The sequence below is a fragment of the Kocuria sp. SM24M-10 genome, from assembly GCF_001027955.1.
Classification (GTDB): domain Bacteria; phylum Actinomycetota; class Actinomycetes; order Actinomycetales; family Micrococcaceae; genus Kocuria; species Kocuria oceani.
The window spans coordinates 20,662-39,810 of sequence record NZ_LDNX01000127.1 but is presented as its reverse complement, the minus strand read 5'-3'; the positions used below and the strand labels follow the sequence as shown (position 1 = coordinate 39,810).

20 protein-coding genes and 2 pseudogenes are annotated in these 19,149 nt (G+C 69.2%); 3 read left to right on the top strand and 19 right to left on the bottom strand.

All coding sequences use genetic code 11. From position 1 onward, the window contains the following. The 6 genes from ABL57_RS15060 to ABL57_RS15040 form a co-directional block, all read right to left on the bottom strand. A partial coding sequence (locus ABL57_RS15060) for a thiamine pyrophosphate-binding protein (protein ID WP_047804291.1) occupies positions 1–564 on the bottom strand: 564 nt, incomplete at its 3' end. Beyond that, a complete protein-coding gene (locus ABL57_RS23140; RefSeq protein WP_238986078.1) occupies positions 561–728 on the bottom strand; it encodes a hypothetical protein in 168 nt (55 codons plus the stop codon). The genes ABL57_RS23140 and ABL57_RS15060, both read right to left, overlap by 4 nt. Positions 729–851: 123 nt before the next feature. After that, complete coding sequence (locus ABL57_RS15055) at positions 852–2,303, bottom strand: 2-hydroxycarboxylate transporter family protein (RefSeq protein ID WP_082157479.1); 1,452 nt, start codon at positions 2,301–2,303, stop codon at positions 852–854. 81 nt (positions 2,304–2,384) lie between these two features. Then, positions 2,385–3,263 carry a hydroxymethylglutaryl-CoA lyase gene (locus tag ABL57_RS15050; protein WP_047804289.1) on the bottom strand — a complete coding sequence of 293 codons (879 nt, stop codon included), beginning with the start codon at positions 3,261–3,263 and terminating at the stop codon, positions 2,385–2,387. A gap of 1 nt (position 3,264) precedes the next feature. Beyond that, entirely contained in the window at positions 3,265–4,500 is a 1,236-nt protein-coding gene (locus ABL57_RS15045; RefSeq protein ID WP_047804288.1) for a CaiB/BaiF CoA-transferase family protein, read from the bottom strand. A gap of 160 nt (positions 4,501–4,660) precedes the next feature. Further along, positions 4,661–5,317, bottom strand: a complete 657-nt coding sequence (locus ABL57_RS15040) for an IclR family transcriptional regulator (protein WP_047804287.1) — start codon at positions 5,315–5,317, stop codon at positions 4,661–4,663. 489 nt (positions 5,318–5,806) lie between these two features. Here ABL57_RS15040 and ABL57_RS15035 point away from each other — a divergent pair, with 489 nt between their 5' ends. Then, positions 5,807–6,259, top strand: coding sequence for a hypothetical protein (locus ABL57_RS15035; protein ID WP_047804286.1), 453 nt, complete (start codon positions 5,807–5,809; stop codon positions 6,257–6,259). 981 nt (positions 6,260–7,240) lie between these two features. Here ABL57_RS15035 and ABL57_RS22425 read toward each other — a convergent pair. From ABL57_RS22425 to ABL57_RS15000, 10 genes and pseudogenes are all read right to left on the bottom strand, one after another. Beyond that, positions 7,241–7,387, bottom strand: coding sequence for a hypothetical protein (locus ABL57_RS22425; RefSeq protein WP_160310804.1), 147 nt, complete (start codon positions 7,385–7,387; stop codon positions 7,241–7,243). An 88-nt stretch (positions 7,388–7,475) separates the two neighbouring features. Continuing rightward, on the bottom strand, positions 7,476–8,471 hold the full coding sequence (locus tag ABL57_RS15030; RefSeq protein WP_047804285.1) for a Gfo/Idh/MocA family oxidoreductase: 996 nt from the start codon (positions 8,469–8,471) through the stop codon (positions 7,476–7,478). An 8-nt stretch (positions 8,472–8,479) separates the two neighbouring features. After that, entirely contained in the window at positions 8,480–9,364 is an 885-nt protein-coding gene (locus ABL57_RS15025) for a sugar phosphate isomerase/epimerase family protein (protein ID WP_238986077.1), read from the bottom strand. 94 nt (positions 9,365–9,458) lie between these two features. After that, positions 9,459–9,650: pseudogene (locus tag ABL57_RS21410) on the bottom strand (transposase); the annotation flags it as partial. Positions 9,651–9,711: 61 nt separating this feature from the next. After that, on the bottom strand, positions 9,712–9,930 hold the full coding sequence (locus ABL57_RS15020; protein WP_047804284.1) for a DUF2391 family protein: 219 nt from the start codon (positions 9,928–9,930) through the stop codon (positions 9,712–9,714). Between the two features lie 150 nt (positions 9,931–10,080). Continuing rightward, entirely contained in the window at positions 10,081–10,563 is a 483-nt protein-coding gene (locus ABL57_RS15015) for a hypothetical protein (RefSeq protein ID WP_047804283.1), read from the bottom strand. Continuing rightward, the gene (locus tag ABL57_RS15010) at positions 10,560–13,025 is read right to left on the bottom strand and encodes a molybdopterin oxidoreductase family protein (RefSeq protein ID WP_047804282.1); all 2,466 of its coding nucleotides are present in this window, start codon (positions 13,023–13,025) and stop codon (positions 10,560–10,562) included. The genes ABL57_RS15015 and ABL57_RS15010 overlap by 4 nt, the downstream gene beginning before the upstream one ends. Positions 13,026–13,227: 202 nt before the next feature. After that, positions 13,228–14,170 (bottom strand): annotated as a pseudogene (moaA, locus tag ABL57_RS15005) (GTP 3',8-cyclase MoaA); the annotation flags it as partial. Positions 14,171–14,255: 85 nt separating this feature from the next. After that, positions 14,256–14,408, bottom strand: a complete 153-nt coding sequence (locus ABL57_RS22740) for a hypothetical protein (RefSeq protein ID WP_203225644.1) — start codon at positions 14,406–14,408, stop codon at positions 14,256–14,258. Beyond that, entirely contained in the window at positions 14,381–14,878 is a 498-nt protein-coding gene (locus tag ABL57_RS15000) for a hypothetical protein (protein WP_203225643.1), read from the bottom strand. Before ABL57_RS15000 ends, ABL57_RS22740 begins: the two co-directional genes overlap by 28 nt. A gap of 230 nt (positions 14,879–15,108) precedes the next feature. Between ABL57_RS15000 and ABL57_RS14995 the strand changes: the two genes are divergently transcribed. Then, positions 15,109–15,642 carry an HPP family protein gene (locus ABL57_RS14995; RefSeq protein ID WP_047804281.1) on the top strand — a complete coding sequence of 178 codons (534 nt, stop codon included), beginning with the start codon at positions 15,109–15,111 and terminating at the stop codon, positions 15,640–15,642. A 151-nt stretch (positions 15,643–15,793) separates the two neighbouring features. Beyond that, positions 15,794–16,366, top strand: coding sequence for an iron transporter (locus ABL57_RS14990; RefSeq protein WP_152683424.1), 573 nt, complete (start codon positions 15,794–15,796; stop codon positions 16,364–16,366). 149 nt (positions 16,367–16,515) lie between these two features. Here ABL57_RS14990 and ABL57_RS14985 read toward each other — a convergent pair whose 3' ends face one another. The 3 genes from ABL57_RS14985 to ABL57_RS14975 all read right to left on the bottom strand — a co-directional run bounded on the left by ABL57_RS14985 (position 16,516) and on the right by ABL57_RS14975 (position 18,773). Then, positions 16,516–16,734 carry a hypothetical protein gene (locus ABL57_RS14985; protein WP_047804279.1) on the bottom strand — a complete coding sequence of 73 codons (219 nt, stop codon included), beginning with the start codon at positions 16,732–16,734 and terminating at the stop codon, positions 16,516–16,518. 299 nt (positions 16,735–17,033) lie between these two features. Next, positions 17,034–17,384, bottom strand: a complete 351-nt coding sequence (locus ABL57_RS14980) for a heavy-metal-associated domain-containing protein (protein WP_053005003.1) — start codon at positions 17,382–17,384, stop codon at positions 17,034–17,036. 216 nt (positions 17,385–17,600) lie between these two features. Beyond that, the gene (locus tag ABL57_RS14975) at positions 17,601–18,773 is read right to left on the bottom strand and encodes a cation:proton antiporter (protein WP_047804278.1); all 1,173 of its coding nucleotides are present in this window, start codon (positions 18,771–18,773) and stop codon (positions 17,601–17,603) included. Positions 18,774–19,149 lie beyond the last annotated feature (376 nt).

Sequence of the window (19,149 nt, the reverse complement as noted above, 5' to 3'; positions counted from 1 at the left end):
CTTGGCCGGCAGCGGCTCCAGGTCCACCGGCTCGGTCAGGGCGGCGGTGGCGCAGTCGTAGGGGATGGCCAGCACCACCGGCTGCACGGTGCGGGCGGCCAGGTCGAAGGCCCGGTGGGTGATCGCCACCGCGTTTCCGGGGGTGGCGACCAGGGTGGTGACCCCCACCGCGGCGGCCGCGGCGGTCTGGTCGATGTCGAAGGGCCGCCGCCCCGTGGTGGGGGCCTCACCGACGACGAGGACCAGGGGGATGCGGGCCAGGCGGGCCTCGGCCAGGGCGGTGTAGGTGTTGGTGAACCCGGCCCCGTAGGTCGTGGTGGCCGCCCCAATCCGGCCGGTGGCCCGGTGGTAGGCATCGGCCATGGTCACCGTGGCGGCCTCGTGCCGGGCGGAGGTGAAGCCGAACCCGCGGCTGGTGAGGTGGCTGATCAGATGGGCGTTGCCGTTGCCCATCAGCCCGAACAGGTGATCGGTGCGCGCGGCCAGCACATCGGCCACCGCGGAGGAGACATCTGTCGCCGTGTGCCGGCGGGGCTCGGTGAGCTGCGGTTCGAGGAAGTTCATGCGGGGTGTCCAATGATCGTGGGGGTGGCGTCGGCGTGCTGGGTGGTGTGGGTTTCGTAGGCGGTGGCGGTGGCGGTGGTGCGGCAGTGCTCGACCTCTGCCTGGGTCAGTCCCCGGCGGGCCTTGGCGGCCACCCCGGCCACCAGGGACCGGGGTGGGACCACGGTGCGGACGTTCTCGCCCGTGGCATGCCTCTCAGGTGAGTGGGGAGCTCAGGGGACAGGGCGGGGTGCTCCACGGCTCTGCAGCGGTGGAGCACCCCGTGGTGTGGTGGAGGAGCCGTGGGCTCAGCCGGCGGCGACCGTGAGGAAGGGGACGGCCAGGGAGGTCAGGAACAGGGTCACCGCACCACCCAGGCGTGTGGTGAGCGCGGCGAAAGGCATCAGGTGGATGCGGTTGGCCGCGCTGAGCACGGAGACGTCGCCGGATCCGCCGGTGTCGGCCATGACCAGGCCCGGGGTGATGGAGGCTTCCACGAAGTTGAACTTCATCAGCCAGCCCAGGGTTCCGGCGGTGAGCCCGGAGATCAGCACGGTGGCCACGGTGAGGCCCATGAAGACCGGGTCGGTGATGGAGGTGATGACCTCGGCAATGTTGACGTAGGTGATGCTCACCCCGACCAGCAGGGCGGGGATGAAGTAGGTGGTGAGCATCTCGCCCCACTCGGAGCTCGCCTCTTCCAGCTCCCGGGGGAACAGGCCGAAGATCTTGATCAGTGCGGCGGCCAGGATGGTCCAGGCATAGGCGTGCAGGAACGGGAGGTAGACGGAGATCAGGGTGCCCAGCACGAGCAGCCCACCGGAGATGGCGATGCCCTTGCCCAGGGACAGGAAGGTGGCGGCGGTCTTCTTCGGCGGCAGGGACAGCTCGGTGGAGCGGCCCTTGATGCGCATGAGCTCGCCGTGGCCGTTGAATCCGACGAACCACTGCTTGCCGTTCTTGCCCAGCCCGTTGTAGATGCCGGCGACGAGGATGCAGACGATGTTGGCGATCACCAGCGCGGACATGAGGTCGCCCATGAAGTCCGCCGGGGTGGTGCCGGTCTGGGCGGCGTACATCTCCGACATCGGCACCGCACCCACGCCGAGTCCGCCGGCCATGATCGGGGCGGCGACGAAGAGGACGCCTTCGATGAAGCCGTAGCCGGTGATCGCGGCGAGGGCCCCGATCAGCACGAAGGTGAGGGTGATGCAGCCCAGCAGGGGGACGACGAAGCGGGGCCCGGCCTTCATGAGCAGGGTGCGGGGCATGCCGAGGATGGTGCCGGCGATGACGGCGACGACGAAGAAGTCCAGGAAGCCGTAGCCGGCCAGGAAGTTCTCCACCACCACCACGACGCTCTCGGGCATGACGCCGAGGAAGATCAGGATGGCCGGCACGAAGGTGCACAGAATGGTCGGCAGGCCGTAGTCGCGGATGACCGGGACGAGGTTGCCGATGGCCATGAGCAGCCCGCCCAGGACCACGGTGGTGGCGAAGCCCACGATCATGGTGTCGGGCAGGTTGTCGGTCAGGGCGGCGATGAGCAGGGTGAGGAAGAGCGCGCCGTAGTAGAGGGCGGGCATGTCGGCGATGCGGTACTTGTCGCGCTTGCGCGCCGACGGAGTGCCTCCGCCGGTGGATTGCGGGGCTGGGGTAGGAGTGGGCACGGTCTCAGTGTGCCGGTCGGTGGTGTCCCCGGATCCGGCGGCGGTCGGCGGCGCGGGCGGCGTGTTCGTGGTGCGGGAAGTAGCAGACATCGTTGTCCCCCAGGACGGTTTCGGGCACGGCGGACCGCGGGCGGGACGCCGGTGCGAGGTGATGTGGTGTGGGTGGAGCTGCTAGCGGGTGGCCGGGGCGGCCGAGGTGACCGGGGAGTGGGCGAGGACGTCGCGGGCCAGACGCACGGCTGCGGCCAGGCGCTCCTCGTCGATGCCGGTGTCGTGGCCGGCGGCGTGCAGGTGGGCGACGAGTTGTTCGGTGGCGATGTTGCCGTGGGCGCCGGGGGCGAAGGGGCAGCCGCCGTATCCACCGAGGGCGCTGTCGAAGCGGATGATCCCCAGTCGTTCCACGGCGGCGGTGACGGTGTCCAGGGCCTGGCCATGGGCGTTGTGCAGGTGCAGGGAGTAGGTCAGCTCCGGTTCGGCGTCCTGGACGTACGCCACGGTGTTCACGACCTGGTCGGTGGGTGAGGTGCCGAGGGTGTCGGCCAGGCCGATGTCGGTGATGCCCATGGCCCGGAACGCCCGCACGACCCGCAGCAGGTGGGCGGGGTCGATCTCACCTTCGAAGGGGCAGGTGAAGGCGGTGGAGATCCCGGCGAAGAAGTGGGCCTGCGGATAGCGGGCGACCTCCTGCCCGAGATCCGCCAGAGCGTCCTCGATGCTGGCCCCGGCGTTGGCGCTGCTGTGGGCCTGGCTGGCGGAGGTCACGACCTGGACATCGGTAGCTCCCGCTTCGACGGCCCGGGCGATGCCGCGGCCGTTGAGAGCCAGCGCCGTGTACGTCACCGGCTCGGAGCGCGGCAGGCCGGCCAGGACCTCGGCCGCGTCGGCCATCTGCGGGACCTTCTTCGGGTTGACGAATGAGGCCACCTCCAGGCGGGTGAGCCCGGCGGCCATCAGGATCTCGGCGACGGCGAGCTTGTCGGCGGTGGACACGACGACGTCCTCGTCCTGGAGGCCGTCGCGCAGGAACACGTCGGTGAGCTGCACGTCCATCTCAGCGCACCTCCTGCAGGGTGAGGTCGGCGATCTCCTCGGGGTTCAGCCCGGCGAGCTCGTGCAGGACCTCCTCGGTGTGCTGGCCCAGCTCCGGACCGACCCACTGCACCCGGCCCTCGTGGCCGGGGATCTTGGGCACCACCCCGGGGAAGCGGATGAGCTCTGGCTCGTCCTCGACGACGACCTCGTGGGTTTCGATCATGCCCCGGGCGAGGTAGTGCTCGTCGGTGGCGATGGACGGGGCGTCGTAGACCGGCCCGGCCGGCACCCCGGCGTCGTCGAGGTGGGCGAGCACCTCTTTGAGCGGCATGCTGGTGGTCCAGGCGGTGATCGCCCCGTTGAGCTCCTCCTCCCGGGCCCCGCGCGCTTCGGTGGTCAGCAACGACTCGTCGGCGGCCAGGTCCGTCCGGCCGATGGCAGTCATCAGCCGGCGGAAGACCGAGTTGGAGTTGCCGCCGATGACGACCTCCAGGTCGTCGCCGCAGAGGTAGGAACCGGTGGGCACCACCCCGGGCAGCCGACCACCGGTCCGGGTGCGCACCATGCCGTAGGCGTCGTAGTCGGGCACCAGGGACTCCAGCAGGCTGAACACGCCCTCGTAGAGGGCGACGTCGACGACCTGCAGGCCCTCGGAGCGGGCGCCGCGGGCCTTCTGCAGCATGAGCATCAGCGCGCCGATGACCCCGTAGAGCCCGGCGACGGTGTCGCCCATGGAGGCGGCCGCGCGCCCGGCCGGGCGGTCGGGCTCCCCGGTGATGTAGCGCAGGCCGGCGAAGGACTCCGCAGAGCTGCCGAAGCCGGCGCGATTGCGGTACGGGCCGGTCTGGCCGTAGCCGGAGATCCGCACCATCACCATCTCCGGGTTGAGCTCGGTGAGCACTTCGGGTCCCAGTCCCCACTTCTCCAGGGTGCCGGGGCGGAAGTTCTCGATCACCAGGTCGCACTGGGCGGCGATCTTCTTCACCGCCTCCCGGCCGGTGTCCGAGCGCAGATCCAGGGTCACGGACTTCTTGTTCCGGCCCAGGGTGCGGAACAGCATCGAGGTGTGCCCGCGGGTCTTGCGCCAGTCACGCAGTTCGTCGCCGCCGGTGGGCTTCTCGATCTTGATGACCTCGGCGCCGAAGTCGCCGAAGAGCCGGGCGGCGAAGGGGGCGGCGATGAAGCTGCCCAGCTCCAGCACGCGGATGCCCTCCAACGGGAGGGTGTTGCCCTCGAGGCGGAGATTCTCGGTCATGGTGCCTGCTTCCTTGGTCTGGCGTGACGACAATCGAAACTTCTCACTGAATGGGATATAAGTCCTGTTCAGCGGGAGGACGATAGCAAGTGACCTGGAACACACACAACCCCCTCGACCAAAGAGGTCGAGGGGGTTGTGGCATGAAGGCGAGTACTGGCTATGGGGCGCTGTGCTTGAGGTCCTGACTGATGCGCCCGGCACTGGCCACGACGGCGTCCCCGAAATCGGCTCCCGGAGAGAGCTGTACCCGGGCCAGCGGCATGGCCAGGCACACCGCTGCGATGACTTGCCCGCGCAGTACCACCGGGGCGCTGACCGAGCCCAGCCCCGCAGTTCGACGGCCGACCGATTCCACCCAGCCGTGGGTCTCGAGCTCGTCCAAAGCCTCCGGCTCGTTGGCCAGCAGGAGTCCGCTCGAACCGGCCGGCAGAGGCAGGCGGGACCCCGTGGGCAGGGTCGCCCGGAGCTCCTGCGGACTGTCGACGGTGACCAGGCAGATACGGTCCTCACCGCGCCGGATCCACAACTGGGCGCTCTCACCCGTCGCATTCCGCAGACTGGTCAAGATCGGCAACGCGATCTTCTCCAGCGTGGACTGCACGAAACGTTGTCCCAGTCGAAAGTCCCCGCTCTCCGTGCGGCGCAGGAAGCCGTAGTCCACCATCGACAGGGCAAGCCGGTGCGCGGTGGACACCGACAGTCCGGTCCGGCGTGCCAACTCGCTGGCCGAGGCCGAGGAGGAATCCACCGCGTCGAGGATCGCGGCCACACGCTCCAGGGTGCGGTTGCTGCTCGGTGACTCAGAGGAGGGCATGGAGTCAGCTTATGGCCGGACACCCCCGTCCGAGCGGCGCGAGTACCACCCATCGAGCACCTGACGCACTGCAGGACGACCTGCCTGAAGTCGGTGTTCCACAGGTCCAACGCCTCGACAGTTCATTGACCTGCCCGTCCAGCCGCCTGTAGACCCAGGCCGGCAGGCCGAAACAACTCTTCCCCTTGCCGCTTTGCACATGGCCCGGTTGGCGGCTGGACCTGGAGCGACATTCGCTGGACGGACCGGGGGGTCCTCGATCCAGGCGCCTGCATGGAGTCAAGTTCCGTGTCCACAGTTCGGATAGCATGACGCGCAGTGTCCCGCAGATCACACGGGCAGTGCCTGTCATGTGCGACCGGGCGGCGGTGAGGGCGTGCCCGGGTTCATCGTCCGTGGCCAGCGGGCTGGTGCCGGTCCGTGCGGCAGCCCCGCGGTGCTCTGCTCAACGAGACGTGCTCTGTTGTGCCCGATGACAAGGATGGTCCGATGTCGACAACTGCTCCGTTCTGCTCCTGCGCGCAGACTGTTCCCACCGCGTTCTGCGAGACGTTGAGCGACTACGCCTCCGCTCGGGGCGTGGTGATCACCGCAGAGCCTGCCTCCGGGGTTGCCGCAACGCAGGTCACCGACGTGGTGCTGACCCCCGATCCCGACCTGGTGTTCGATCTGACCATGCGAGCGATCCGCGACGGTGACGTCCCGGCCGACTTCCAGGACGGCGACGCCACTACGGAACCCGGTTCTGCACATCACGCCTGGGCGACCGCCACCGCCGAGGCCTACAACCGGCACCGGCTCACTCGCCACCTGCCGACCTACCAGCGGGAGATTGCCGAACTGGCCGAATTCCATGACGTCGGAGCCGTGCAGGTGCAGATCTTCCCGGTCCAGACGACCACCGTGCTGCAACAACTGTCAGGCATCAAGAACCCCACATAGCGCTCGGGGAGTCCGGTCACCGGCCCCGCCTGCTGGAAAGCCCTCGCAGGAACGGCGTCACAGGCGCTTCCACGGTGAGCGGCTTCCCGTCGCCGGCATGCGGTCGGCACGGGGACGGCAAGGATGTTCAACGACCTCCTCTACGGCCTGATCCATACTGTCCGACCCGCCTCCTGCCGGCCTGCCATCCGTGCTCCTCGTATGGCCGACTACCGGACAGGGTCCACGGGAGCGAAGATGCAGTTGAGGTTCGTTGGTTGGCGTGGTCTGCGTGGTGCAGTGCGCGGGGATGCCCAGGAATGACGGGCGCGGAGAACGTGGATGACGGCCAGGATTCCGGCGAGGGCGGCGAAGACGGACCAGGCCGGCTGCGGCACCAGCCCCCGAGTGTGGCAGCCATGGCGTAAGCCGTGACCTCGACCCGTTGGCGGGCCGTGCCGCCCGCGGCGGCGCGGACTCGCGGTTCCGGGTCCACGGCACCGGTCCGAGTGACGGAGACCAGCGCGTCGTGCACCCCCTCCGCGGACGCCGACGGCAGGGCAGTAGGCCGTGGGGCGCGGGCGAGCCGAGCCAGGACGTGGAACAGCGCCGGAAGACCGAGGAGCAGCCCCGGCCACCACGGTGCGCGCGGTTCACCGGAGGAGGCGTCCAGCAGCCACCACCGCGCCATCGGCATCGCGACGACCGGGATCGTGGTGGCAGGCACGGTGCGGGCCAGGACATGGCCGACGGCGGGGTCCTGGGCCGTGCCGATCGGTGAGAACTTCCCGTGTGCGGGCCGGGGCGGTCGTCCATACCGTTCATGCGACCGACCGCCCTCAACAGAATTCGGGGTCGCGCGGGTGGCCCGCGTGCTCCGAAGGCGGTGCAGTCCCGCCCCCGGCAGCACGAGCAACCCGGCGGATGCGGCGTGCAGTGATGCGAGGGGCAGGGCCGCTCATGAGGTGGCGCGGGGAGCACGGCCGTGTCGGGGAGGCGCGACTACCAGTCCGTGTCGACGTACACGTCCGGATCGATGAATCCGTCGATGCTGATCAACGCCTCGGGATCCATGCAGACGTTCTCGTGGAATAGCCCACCGGCGTCGTCACAGGCGGCCTTGTCGCGCCCATCGACGACGCTGAGCATCGTGGCGCCTCCCAACGAACGCGCAGCTCGGGCCCCGACCCGTTCTGTCCAGTGACCGGGAAGTGTGCTGGTGTATCCTGCCCGGCGCTCAGTAGGCGATCGTCTGCGGCAGTCCGGTCTGCAGCGAAAGCGTGGCGGCCTCGGCGATGGCCTGCGCGCGGAGCCCATCGTCCAGGGTGGCGGGCGGGGGCGCGTTCTCGTCGAGGGCTGCCACGAACGCCGCCAGCGCGGCCGCGTACGTGGGCTGGACCCGCTCGAACCATCCGGCGTGCAGGCCGTCGCTCGTGGCGGTGGAGCCGAGGAAGCGTGTGACGTTGCCGGCGCGCAAGCGTCCTGATTCGGCCATGCCGGCCGATCCGAGGACTTCGATGCGTTCGTCGTAGCCGTAGCCGGTGTGGCGCACGCTGTCGATCTGCACGAGTGCCCCGCCGGGCAGGCGCAGGGTCGCGATCGAGGTGTCGACGTCGCCGATCTCCGCGACCCGCGGATCGGACAGTGCCGAGCCCATCACGTGCACCTCGACCGGGTCGGCGCCGGTGATCCAGCGGGCGAGGTCGAAGAAGTGCACGGTCTGATCGCGCATCTGTCCGCCCGAGACCTTCAGGTATTCGATCGGCGGCAACGACGGGCCGCGGGAGGTGAGCTGCATGAGTGCGATCTCGCCGAGCTCGCCCGAGTCGACCACGCGTTTGAGCGCGTCGTGGTCGCGGTCGAAGCGCCGGTTGAAGTCCACCATCGCGGGAATGCCGGCGGCCTCGACATGGGCGACGACGTCTTTGGCCTGCGCGAGGTCGAGGTCGATCGGCTTCTCGACGAGCGCGGCGATCCCGGCGTCGGCGGCGCATCGGAGGTGCGCAGCGTGCGTGTCCGTCGAGGACGCGATGAAGACGGCATCCACCTCGGCAGGATCGAAGGCCTCCTCGAGGGAGCGGGCGGGGCGGGCGCCGTGGGCTGCGGCGAGGTGCGCTGCGCGCGCGGGGTCGAGATCGTAGACGTAGCGGAAATCCACTCCCGGGTGGGCCGCGAGGCTGTGGGCGTGGACGGAGCCGATGAATCCGGCGCCGATCAGGGCGAAGCGCTGCATGTGTGTCCTCAGGAGATCATGATGTCGAGCAGATTGCGCATGGTGGTGGCGACCTTGAGGAAGTCGTGCTCGTTGGCCTTGTCGCTGAACATCTCCGAGCACCACCACCCGTCGTAGCCGGTCGATTTGATCGCGTCGATCCACTCCTGCAGCGGAATCGCGCCGCCGCCGATGACGACGTTGCGGTGCACGCTCTGATCCGGCACGTCGTTCTCGCGGTCGAGGTCGAGGCCGTCGGAGATGTGCGCGGCCTTGATGAGCTCCTTCGGTGTGGCGGCCACCTCTTCGAGGGTGTCGCCGGTGGTCCAGTAGTGCCAGGTGTCCAGGGCGATGCCGACGTTGTCACGACCGGCCCGCTCGACGATCTCCAGCGAGTGGCGGTGCCGGTTGAGGTTCGACCAGGCGAGCGGCTCGAGGTAGAGGTCCAGTCCACGGTCGGCCGCGATGTCCGCGGCCTCGCGCACATTGGACGCCGCGGCGTCCAGGGCGTCGTTCTCACTGAGGCCGATCGTGCCGCGGTAGCGCGGATCGTGGGTGTGCAGGCGACCCGCCTTGAAATCCTTCACGACGTTCCAGTCGACCGGGCCCGTGCACAGCTGCACGATCGGTGCCCCGACCGTCACGGCGATGTCGCACATGCGCGCGACCTCGGTGAGGAACTCCGCGCGCGCATCACCCTGCCGCTCGAGGTCGAGCACGGCACCGAGCCCGGTGACCTCGATCCCCTCGAGCGGCGGCAGCAGCGACTCCACCGGGTATCCCGCGTCGAGGTACCGGTAGAGCTTGGGGCTCTGCAGCTCGATGCCGCCGAAGCCCGCGGCCTTCGCCACGGCGATGTCGTTGACGACGTTGCCGTAGAACGTCGTCGTCACGTTCATCGAGAGCTTGGTCAAGGTGCGACTCCTCAGGGCGATAAGTTTGTCCTAACAATAAGCCTTTTGGGGTGAAAGTGCACTGAGCCATCAACGTCATGTCGAGTCCTCACGTCGCTCGGGCGGCAATCGGTTCCTGGGTGCTTCGCCCGGGCCGGCGACCTTGGTCGATGTCGTCCTGGCGTAGCCAGGAATGGAGCGTGACGGGGTGGATGCCAAGATCGGCTGCGGTCTGCTTGACCTGGCGGCCCTCACGCACGAGAGCGATCGCTCGTGCACGGAACTCAGGAGGGCAGGGACGAGGCATAGCGGTGAGCCTTCCATGAAGGCCTTCGGCTAGCGAGCGCCACTGGCAACCAAACCGTGGGTCAGGTCAAGGTGTCACCGATCCGTGCATCAGTCCCGACGTCGACGTCGACGAACCCGACACCGAGCAACAGCAACAGCAACACCTGCGAGGGTGGTGTCGAGCGGCCCACCCACCACATCTCCATGGTGAAGAGAAAGGTCACCCCGATCACCAACCCGCCCGAGAGCCCCCGGACCTGGCCGATCAGCGTGGTGCGCCATCCTCCAGGTGTGGCCATTCGTCGCCCCGTGTTACGCCCTGGGGGCTGTTCCCGTTTCAGATGTTCCCGACCGAGGACAGGCAACAACGCTCGTGCGCGCCGCCTGGCCACTCCGGCTCGCACCTGTCGACCGGACTCGTGCGATCACTGGATCGGCACGGTTCCCGCTCAGCTGACGAGGATCTGGGTGGAGTTCTCCTTGAGCATGGCGTTGGCCCAGCGCAGTTGGCGCAGGGTGTCGGGGTGGCAGCGCTGGGTGACGTCGAGCAGGTCGTGGTGCTTGATGCCCTGGGCGGCCTGGGCGAGCATTTCCCAGTCGGCCGAGACCCCGGAGGTCATCGTGTACACCTCCCGCAGGTCCAGCAGGAGCAGCAGCGCGGCGTGGCTGCGGCGGCCGATGAGCTCGCTGCTCTTCTCGCGCAGTCTCTCCCCGAGTCCGGTCTCGGTCCGGGGCTCGGGGTCGAGGTCCTGGTCGTAGTGCTTGCCGATCTCGGCGATCTCGCGCACGTGGTGCTGGGACCAGTGGGCGAGGTCCCGGGCGAGGTGGTAGATCGAGTGGTCGGCTTTGTGGCGCTCGGAGACGTGCAGCAGCTTGTGCGCCAGGTCGTTCTCGGAGCGGTGGAGTTCGTGCAGGACCAGACCGATCTTCATCGCCGTGCCTCCGCGGGGGTCTCGTGGATGTCCTCGTCCGCTGCGGCGGCCGGGCCGCCGACGGTGTGGTAGCCGACGTCGGTCACGGGGGCCGAGGCGGTGGTGGTCGGGGCCTGGGACGGGCCCTCGGCCGACACGATTCTCTCGATCCTGGCGGCGGCGGTCTTGAAGATCGGCTGCTTCGAGGCCGCGTCCCAGTCGGTGATGGTCAGCTCGTTGGCCGCCCGCCCGGCCTTGCCCGGCTCATGTCCTTTCTTGGTGTCCCAGTAGCCGTAGTGGAAGGGCAGGAACAGCACCCCGGTGCGGATGCCGGTGATCCGCACCTTCGCCTGCACCGACCCGCGCGGGGTGGTGACCTCGGTCAGATCGCCCTCGGCGAGCTCGATGGCGGCGGCGTCGGCGGTGGAGATCTCCACCCACACTTCGGGGGCGGCCTCCTGCAGCTGCGGGGCCCGGGCGGTCTTGGTGCGGGTGTGGAAGTGATAGAGGGTCCGCCCGGTGATCAGCTGCAACGGGAACTCCTCGCTGGGGAGCTCGTGCGGGGGCAGGTACTCGGCGGCCTTCAGGACCGCCTTGCCGGACGGGTTGAGGGCTTTGTACTCGGCCGGTTCCAGCGGGGCCCCGGTGACGAGATCGCGGCCGTAGCTCTCGCAGTACTCCGGGTCGGACCAGAAGGCCCCGTCGACGTAGATCCGCTCGGTGCCCTCAGGATGCTCCTCGTTGCAGGGCCACTGGATCCCGGAACCACCGCGCAGCTTGTCGTAACTCAGTCCGGTGTAGTCGCAGGGCCGTCCGGCGGTGCACTCCTTCCAGCCCTCGAACGCCGATTCCGGGTCGTGCCACTTGACCAGGGGGTCCCCGTCCTTGTCGCGCAGATCCAGCCGGCGGGCGTAGTCGATGAAGATGTCCAGGTCCGGTTTCGCCTCCCCGGGTGGGTCCACGGCCTTCTCCGACAGGTGCACGGTGCGGTCCACGTTGGTGAACGTGCCCGTCTTCTCGCCCCAGGTCGCCGCCGGCAGCACCACGTCGGCCAGCTGAGCGGTCTCGGAGAGGAAGATGTCCTGGACCACCAGCAGCAGCCGGTCCTGCTCCAGGATCGAACGGACCCGGGCCAGCTCCGGCAGGGACACGGCCGGGTTGGTGCCGTTGACCCACAGCATGCGGATGGAGCCGTCCTCGACGTAGCGCATCATCTGCATCACGTGGGTGGGCGGGGAGTAGTGCGGAATCTGGAACGGCTCGATGTTCCACACCCGGGCCAGGTCTTCCACGTGCTCCTCGTTGGACCAGTTGCGGAAACCCGGCAGGTCCCCGTCGCCGCCGCACTCCCGGGTGTTCTGCGCGGTGGGCTGGCCGTTCATCTGCAGGATCCCGCACCCGGGTGCGCCCAGCATCCCGCGGATGATGTGGATGTTGTTGACCTGCACCGCCGCGGCGGTGGCCTGGTTGGACTGGTAGAAGCCCTGCAGCACCGTGGACAGCAACCGCTCCGCACCCCCGATGATGCGCGCGGCCTCCCGGATCTGCTCGGGCGGCACGTCGCAGATCGTCGCCACGGCCTCCGGGGTGTACTCGGCCACCCGCTTCGCCAGCTCGGCGTAGCCCACCGCGTGCGCGGCGAGGTAGTCGTGGTCGACCCAGTCGTGGGTGACGAGCTCGTGCAGCAGCCCGTTCATCAGCGCCACGTTGGTGCCCGGACGCGGGGCCAGGTGCACGGTCGCGTGCCGGGCCACCGGGGTCGGCCTGGGGTCCACGCAGATGATCTGCGGCGGGTCCTCCCCGGCCAGCCGGTCCAGGATCCGGGTCCACAGCACGGTCTGGGTCTCGGCCATGTTGTGCCCGTACAGGGCGATCACATCGGCGTGGTCGATGTCGGTGTAGGACCCCGGCTGCCCGTCGGAGGCGAAGGACTCCTTCAGCGCGGCGGCGGCGGTGGCGGTGCACAGCCGGGTGTTGCCGTCCACGTGGTTGGTGCCCAGCCCGCCGTGGGCGATCAGCCCCAGGGTGTAGTACTCCTCGGCGAAGAGCTGACCGGTGGTGTAGAACCCGATTGCGCTGGGCCCCTGCTCGGCCAGCAGCTCCCGGGTCCGGTCCACGATCCGGCCCATGGCGGTGTCCCAGTCGGTCTCCACGAGCTTGCCACGCTTGCGGATCAGCGGCTTCGTCAGCCGCTCCGATGAGGCGTTGGCCTGCCACCCGTAGAGGTCCTTCGGGCCCAGCCGGCCGTGGTTGACCCGGTCCGCCGCCCGGCCCCGGACCCCGACGATCCGCCCGTCCTTGACCGCGATGTCCAGCCCGTCACCGTTGGAGTGCAGGATCGAGGCCGACTGCACCCATTCGTCCACGTCCTCCGGGGCCACCCCCTCGGCCAGGTGGGTGTCGACCCGTACCGGCCAGTCCTCCCCGGCGGCATAGGGGGTGCGAGTGCCCCACGGCTCGGCGATCCGGTCCTTGCTCGTCATCGAGACCCCTCCGGTGTTCCCTCGACCCTGCTGCGGCCTGCTTCGGCGCGGTGCCCGCGCCCGGACTGCTCCGCACTCTACGCACGCACCACGGTGACAACAAGCGTGCTGAGAGTTGTGGTCGGGGCCGATCGGCGCCCAGATCCACCCCGGACGCGGGGTGACCACCAGGATCCGGCGGACCTCTCCGCCGGCCGGGCCAGCCGCCGATGGCGCTCATGGATCGGTCCGGTTGCACGTAGTCGGGGGAGTCCAGGCCGGTGTGGTCCATGCCGTGGGCGGCCGGTTTGACCCACATCGCCTCCTGCCGGCGGTTTGCGATCGCCGCGTCATCAGCCTCGGAGCGCAGCAGGTGGCGCAGGTCGGTCTCCTGCCGGGAGAACAGGCAGCTCATCACCTTCCCCTCGGCCGTGATGCGGGTGCGGCGGCAGCCGGCGCAGAACGGCTCGGTGACCGAGGCGATGATCCCCACCGTGCCGGCCACCACTCCCGCTTCGGCCCGGCGTCGGACCTCCCAGCATTGGGCCGGGACCCCGTCGCGGCCCCGTGGGTCCGGGGCGAGCAGGAAGTCCTGCTCCCGGAACCGGCGGATCTCCGCGGCGGTGACCATGTCATCGCGGGTCCACCCGTGGTCAGCGTCCAGGGGGCATCTGCTCGATGAACCGCAGCTCGACCCCCGCGCCAGGGCCCACTCCAGCAGCTCCGGAGCCTGGTGGTCGTTGATCCCGCGCATCAGCACCGCGTTGATCCGGGTCAGACCGGCCTGCTGCAGGGCCGCGGCCTTGCGGTCCAGACCCAGGGCGTTGGTCGTCAGCGAGACCGGCAGATCAGGGTGCCGGGTCCGTAGACCGCGATGATCTCCACCAGGTCGGCCCTCACCAGCAGCTCACCTCCGATCAGGCGCAGCTGCCGAACCCCGAGACGGTCCACCCCGATGCCCACCAGCCGAACGATCTCCGCCCGGGGGAGCACCTGCTCCTTCGGCAACCAGATCAGACCCGTCGCGGGCATGCAGTACGTGCAGCGCACATGCACCTGTCCGTCAGCGACACCCGCAGATCCGTGGCCCGCCGCCCGTACCTGTCCACCGGCCCGGACCCGGCCTCTGTGGGTGCCTGCGAGGGCATTGCCAGTTCCACCCCCATCCGCCGAGGCGACGTCCTCCCGGGCGCGGACCCCACGCGTGGGCGAGGAGCGAACGTGGCACATGATGCCGTGCCCCAGCCCCGGTCAGGCCCCGACGTAGACGGAGATCAGGGCGAACACCGCGAAGCCGCCGGTGAGCAGGATCAGGCCCCACACGCCGGTCTCACCCTCGTGGGCCTCGGTGAGCATCTCCTCGACCACCACGCTGGTCAGCGCCCCACCGGTGATGGCCAGCACGTAGAGGCTGAGCGGTTGGGGGCTTGGCGCAGGGCGACGCAGCCCAGGCTCGCCCCGATCAGGATCGGGGCGGCGAAGCCCAGGGCCATCAGCACCCGGGTGCGACGCGGGATCCCGGCCGCCCGCAGGGCGGCGATGGCGGCGAGGCCTTCGGACACATCGGCCGGGGCCTGGCCCAGGGCCAGGAACAGCCCGAGGGAGGGGGTCAGGGCGGTGGCGGTGCTGCATGGAGTGGATGAGCTTCTCCAGGCCATGAACAGCGCCCCGCCGCCGACAAAGGCGGCGATCGGCACCCAGGGCACCGACGCCGCCAGGGCTTCGGGCATCAGTTCCAGACCGATCACAGCCGTGACGATCCCGGCGGCCAGGTGCAGCGCCAGGGGCAGGACACGGTCGGAGACCTCGGGAAGCTCCGCGGCCACCCCACCGGGGAAGTTCCCGGCCGCCGGCGGCGCGGCCAGCACCAGCACAAACCCTCCACGGAACCTCGTTCTCCCTGCCATTCACGAGACGGCGAGCGCCCCGTCCCCGACCGGGTCGGGGCGCCACCGCTCCACCGATGGTCAGTTACCTGATGATTAGGCTGGCCGTACGACGGTGGACCCGTCCCGATCCGGCGGGCCAGGACGGGCGCCCATGAGGACCCCGGAGGTCCCCATCGCGGACGAGAACCACCCAGCCCGGGATACGGAGGAACCTGATGTTGAACAAGCTCAAGGACAAGGCGGGATCGATAGGTGCAGGCCTCTACGCTGCGGTCCTGTCGCTGGTCGTGCTGGCGGCCAGCGGGGCGGTCGGGTTGGCGCTGCATCAGCCGTGGCTGTTTCCCAGTCTCGGGCCCACGGTCATGCTGTTCTTCGAGTCCCCGCGGCAGAAGGCCTCCCGCCCGCTCAACGCCCTGATCGGACACGGGGTGGGGCTGCTGGCCGGGGCCGCGGTGCTCTACGGGCTGGGGCTGCAGGACGATCCCTCCGTCGCCTCCGGCGGTCTCACCCCGGCCTTCCTGCTGGCCGGGGCCGTGTCGGTGGCGCTGACCACTCTGGTGCTCACCGCGATCAAGACCCCGCACCCACCGGCCGGGGCCACCACCCTGATCGTGAGCCTGGGCATCCTCACCCGACCCGAGGAACTGGCCTCCATGGCCGGAGCGATCGTTTTGATCACCGCCCTGGGCTGGGGGCTGAACCTCGCGCTCGGTACCCGCCCGAACGACGGGAAGCAGCCCCCGCAGTAGCCGGTCACCGGGCCTTGCACGGCGGACCCGTGCCGCACGGGGGCCGTATCCGTCGTCTCGGGCAACCGGAGCGGATCTCGACGTGCACCGTTGCCGGTGCCCGCGGATCGCGCCAGCATGGAGGAACTGTCGACGACGAGAGGAGCCCCCGATGTCCCAGCATCGACCGCCCATGGACCCGAACACGTCCGAGGCCACCGGCCCGCAGCTCGAGCGCGCCCGCGCCCAGGGGGAGGCCTACGCCCAGGCCCTGAAGTACATGGCCGAGGAGGTCGCCCACGACGGCGGCACCCAGCAGGCCGGAGACTACCTGGTGGGCTACGCCATCGAAGACGCCGAGGGCATGTACTCCTTCCGCGACGGTGCGCTGAGCTGGGTCAACCCCGAAGAGGAGAACGTGCATGTGGAGATCGCCGTGTGCGACGCCGCCGACGGGAGGTTCGTGCCGGCGGTGGGTGTGACCGCGACCCTGGTGACCCCGGGCGGGGAGGAGCTGGGCCCGTACGCCCAGGAGCTGGTGTGGCACCCGATGCTCTACCACTACGCGCGGAACTGGGTCGTGCCCGAGGACGGGGAGTACACCCTGCGGGTGCACATCGACCCGCCGGCCTTCATGCGCCACGACGAGGTCAACGGCCGCCGGTTCACCGAGCCCGTCGATGTGGAGTTCACCGGGGTGAAGATCCAGCGCGGTGCCGAGCCGGTCACCCCACCCCAACCCTGAGGAGTCGATCCCGAGGCCGTTGAACCGGCCCTGTCGTGGCCTGCTCGGCCACCGCAGGGCCGGTTCTGCCGCTCTCGCACGCGGCAACAAAGCGGCCGTTCCCGCCGATCCGGGGGTGCTCCGGGCTCGGCGGTGGTGAATTTGTCGAGCTACTGCTGTTCGCCCTCGTGCTGGTCCTGCTTCTGGTCCTGCTTCTGGTCCTGCTTCTGGTCCTGAACGGTTCCCTTGTCGGCGGTCTCGGCCGGGTCCTTCTCCGGGTTCCTCTGCACGTTCTGCATCGGCTGCTCGCTGGCCCCGCTGGTCGATGATCCCACCACGGTCATCTCCTCTCGCAGGACTTCGCCGTATCCGCTGATCGCAACGGCCACGACCTGACGACCTCATCCTCCACGGCCGTGGTCGCGGATGCCGGGCTCAGTCTCGGAGGCCTCCACATCACGTGCTGCAGAGTGCATGCTCCTGTCGCCACGGGCGCAACACCTGGTCGGAGAGCAGACGCCAACTACATCACTGAGAATTCCTGGCCGTCCGATCCATCGGCCATCGTGACCCGGCGTCTCGTTCTGTGGCTTCCACCGTCTGCGTGCCGTGGTCCATGAGGAGCTGTATGTCCTTCCTGCCCTGCCGCGATCACTTCCCGACGGTGTGGTCGGTCCTCGTCGGGTGGTCAGGAACCGGAGACGGAGTAACCGGCCTCCTCGATCGCGGCGCGCACCGTGGCCGGCAACAGCAGCCGGTCCGTGGCCACGGTCACCATCGACAGGCCGGCAGGAACCAGCTGAACCTGGACGTCTCTCACGCCCTCCACTGCTTTCACGGCATCGGTGACCCGCCCCACACAGTGCTCGCAGGTCATGCCCTCCACCTCGAAGACCGCGATCTGCGCCGGAGGGTTGTGCTGCTCAAAGGCGTCAGCGGCGGCTTCGGCGGTGGACGGAGTGGGGCCGCAGCAGGCGCAGCCGCCCCCGTCGTCGACCAGCGGCAGCGGGCGGGCGGTGATCTTCAGCGCATCGGTCACGAAAGCACTCCTCATTGACAGCGGATACACGACGCCCCGGTAGTGGAGGATGCGTCCAGACCAGCGAAAATATACCCCACTAGGGTATAGGTCAAGGTCAGGTCCGGGGCGTTGCCGGCCAGCACCCGTGTCAATGGCCCACGCAGAGGTCATGGGCCGTCGTAGCCGTCCCGGAGACTTTTGTGTCGCCCCGGGGTGCCTGCAGCCGGCGTTCGGTCACAGCAGGGGTTGTCGTTGGTCGAGTTTCTTGGCCACGACGACGTCGGTGGAGGAGTGGGCGAGGATGGACAGGAAGATCACCAGGGCGATGAGGTGGAACAGCTGGTCGGCCTGGCTGATCCCGGACTCCAGCACGAGCAGCCCGTAGACCACCGAGGCGAAGCCCTTGGGCCCGAACCACATCGCGGCGATCTGCTGGCTGCGCGGCAGCCCGGAGCCGAGGAAGGAAACCAGCAGGGCCAGCGGGCGGGCGGCCACCAGTGCCAGGACGGCGAACACCCACCCGGTCCACGGGATCTCCTGGAAGAGGAAGGCCGGGGTGATCAGCGCGCCGAACACCAGGATCGCGGCGAGCTTGAGCAGCTCGGTGAGCAGCTCCCCGAACTGCTCGAACTCCTCCCGGAAGCCGGGACCGTAGGTGGCTACGGTGATGCCCGCGGCGAAGGCGCCCAGGAAGAGATTGGCGTGGGTGGCGGTGCAGATGGCCAGCACGAGCAGGCCGATCGAGACCGTCAGCAGCGGCTGGAGATTGTGCTGGGCCTGCAGGAAGGGCAGCCGCTCCAGGCGCAGCACGATCAAGGGCACGAGCACCCCGACCAGAACACCCAGGACGATCTCCTCGGCCAACTGCCAGCCCCCGGCCTCGGTGCCCCCAGCCGCGGCCAGCAGCACCAGCACGATGGGCAGCGCCAGTCCGTCGTTGACTCCGGACTCCACGTTGAGGAGGTGCCGCAACTTCGCGGGCACCTCCTCGCGTCCCACGATCGCCGAGGCGAACACCGGGTCGGTGGGCGCCAGCACGGCCCCGAGCAGGAAGGACTCCAACCAGGGCAGCCCGACCGCGAAGTGGGCCAGCGCCGCGGTGAGCACCAGGGTCAGGGGCAGCCCCAGCAGCAGTGCGCGACCGGGCAGCCGCCAGGCCACTCGCAGATCCGTGAATCCGACCTTCATGCCGTCGGTGAACAGCACCGAGAACAGGGCCAGCTCCGCCAAGGTCGCCACCACCGGGTCCCCCGAGCTGATCGGCACGACCCCGAGCACACCGCCTCCGAGGACGAACCCGCCCAGCAGGAACAGCACCGCGGTGGAGAGCACGGTGCGGCTGGCGCGTTCGGAGATCAGCATCCCGATCAGCAACAACACGGCGAAGGACAACAGCAGCGCGGACATGGAATCTCCTCCTACGGGGCCGGCCCCGTGCGGTCTTTCCCGCACGGGCGCACGACCGGACGCGTTCTCACTGGTAGCGACTCGCCTCTGAGGCGGTCCCCGTGGCAAAACGGTCGAAAAGTGAGCCGTGGCGATGGGCTGGTCTTCCGCATTGACCGCAACATCCGGCGGGAGCGTAGCCGTCGATATCATCGCCGAGAAGCTTCGACCGTCTGATGGACCGACCATCACGGCCTGACGTCTCGAGGGGGCGGGGTTTGCATGTGGCCGCTTCGCGGTCATGAAACCAGCTCAGACGTCCTCCGGTCGTGCAGGAAATCCTCCCGAGTTCATCCGCCAAGGAGGGTGTCTGTCACGCTCCAGTCGTCCTGGGCCT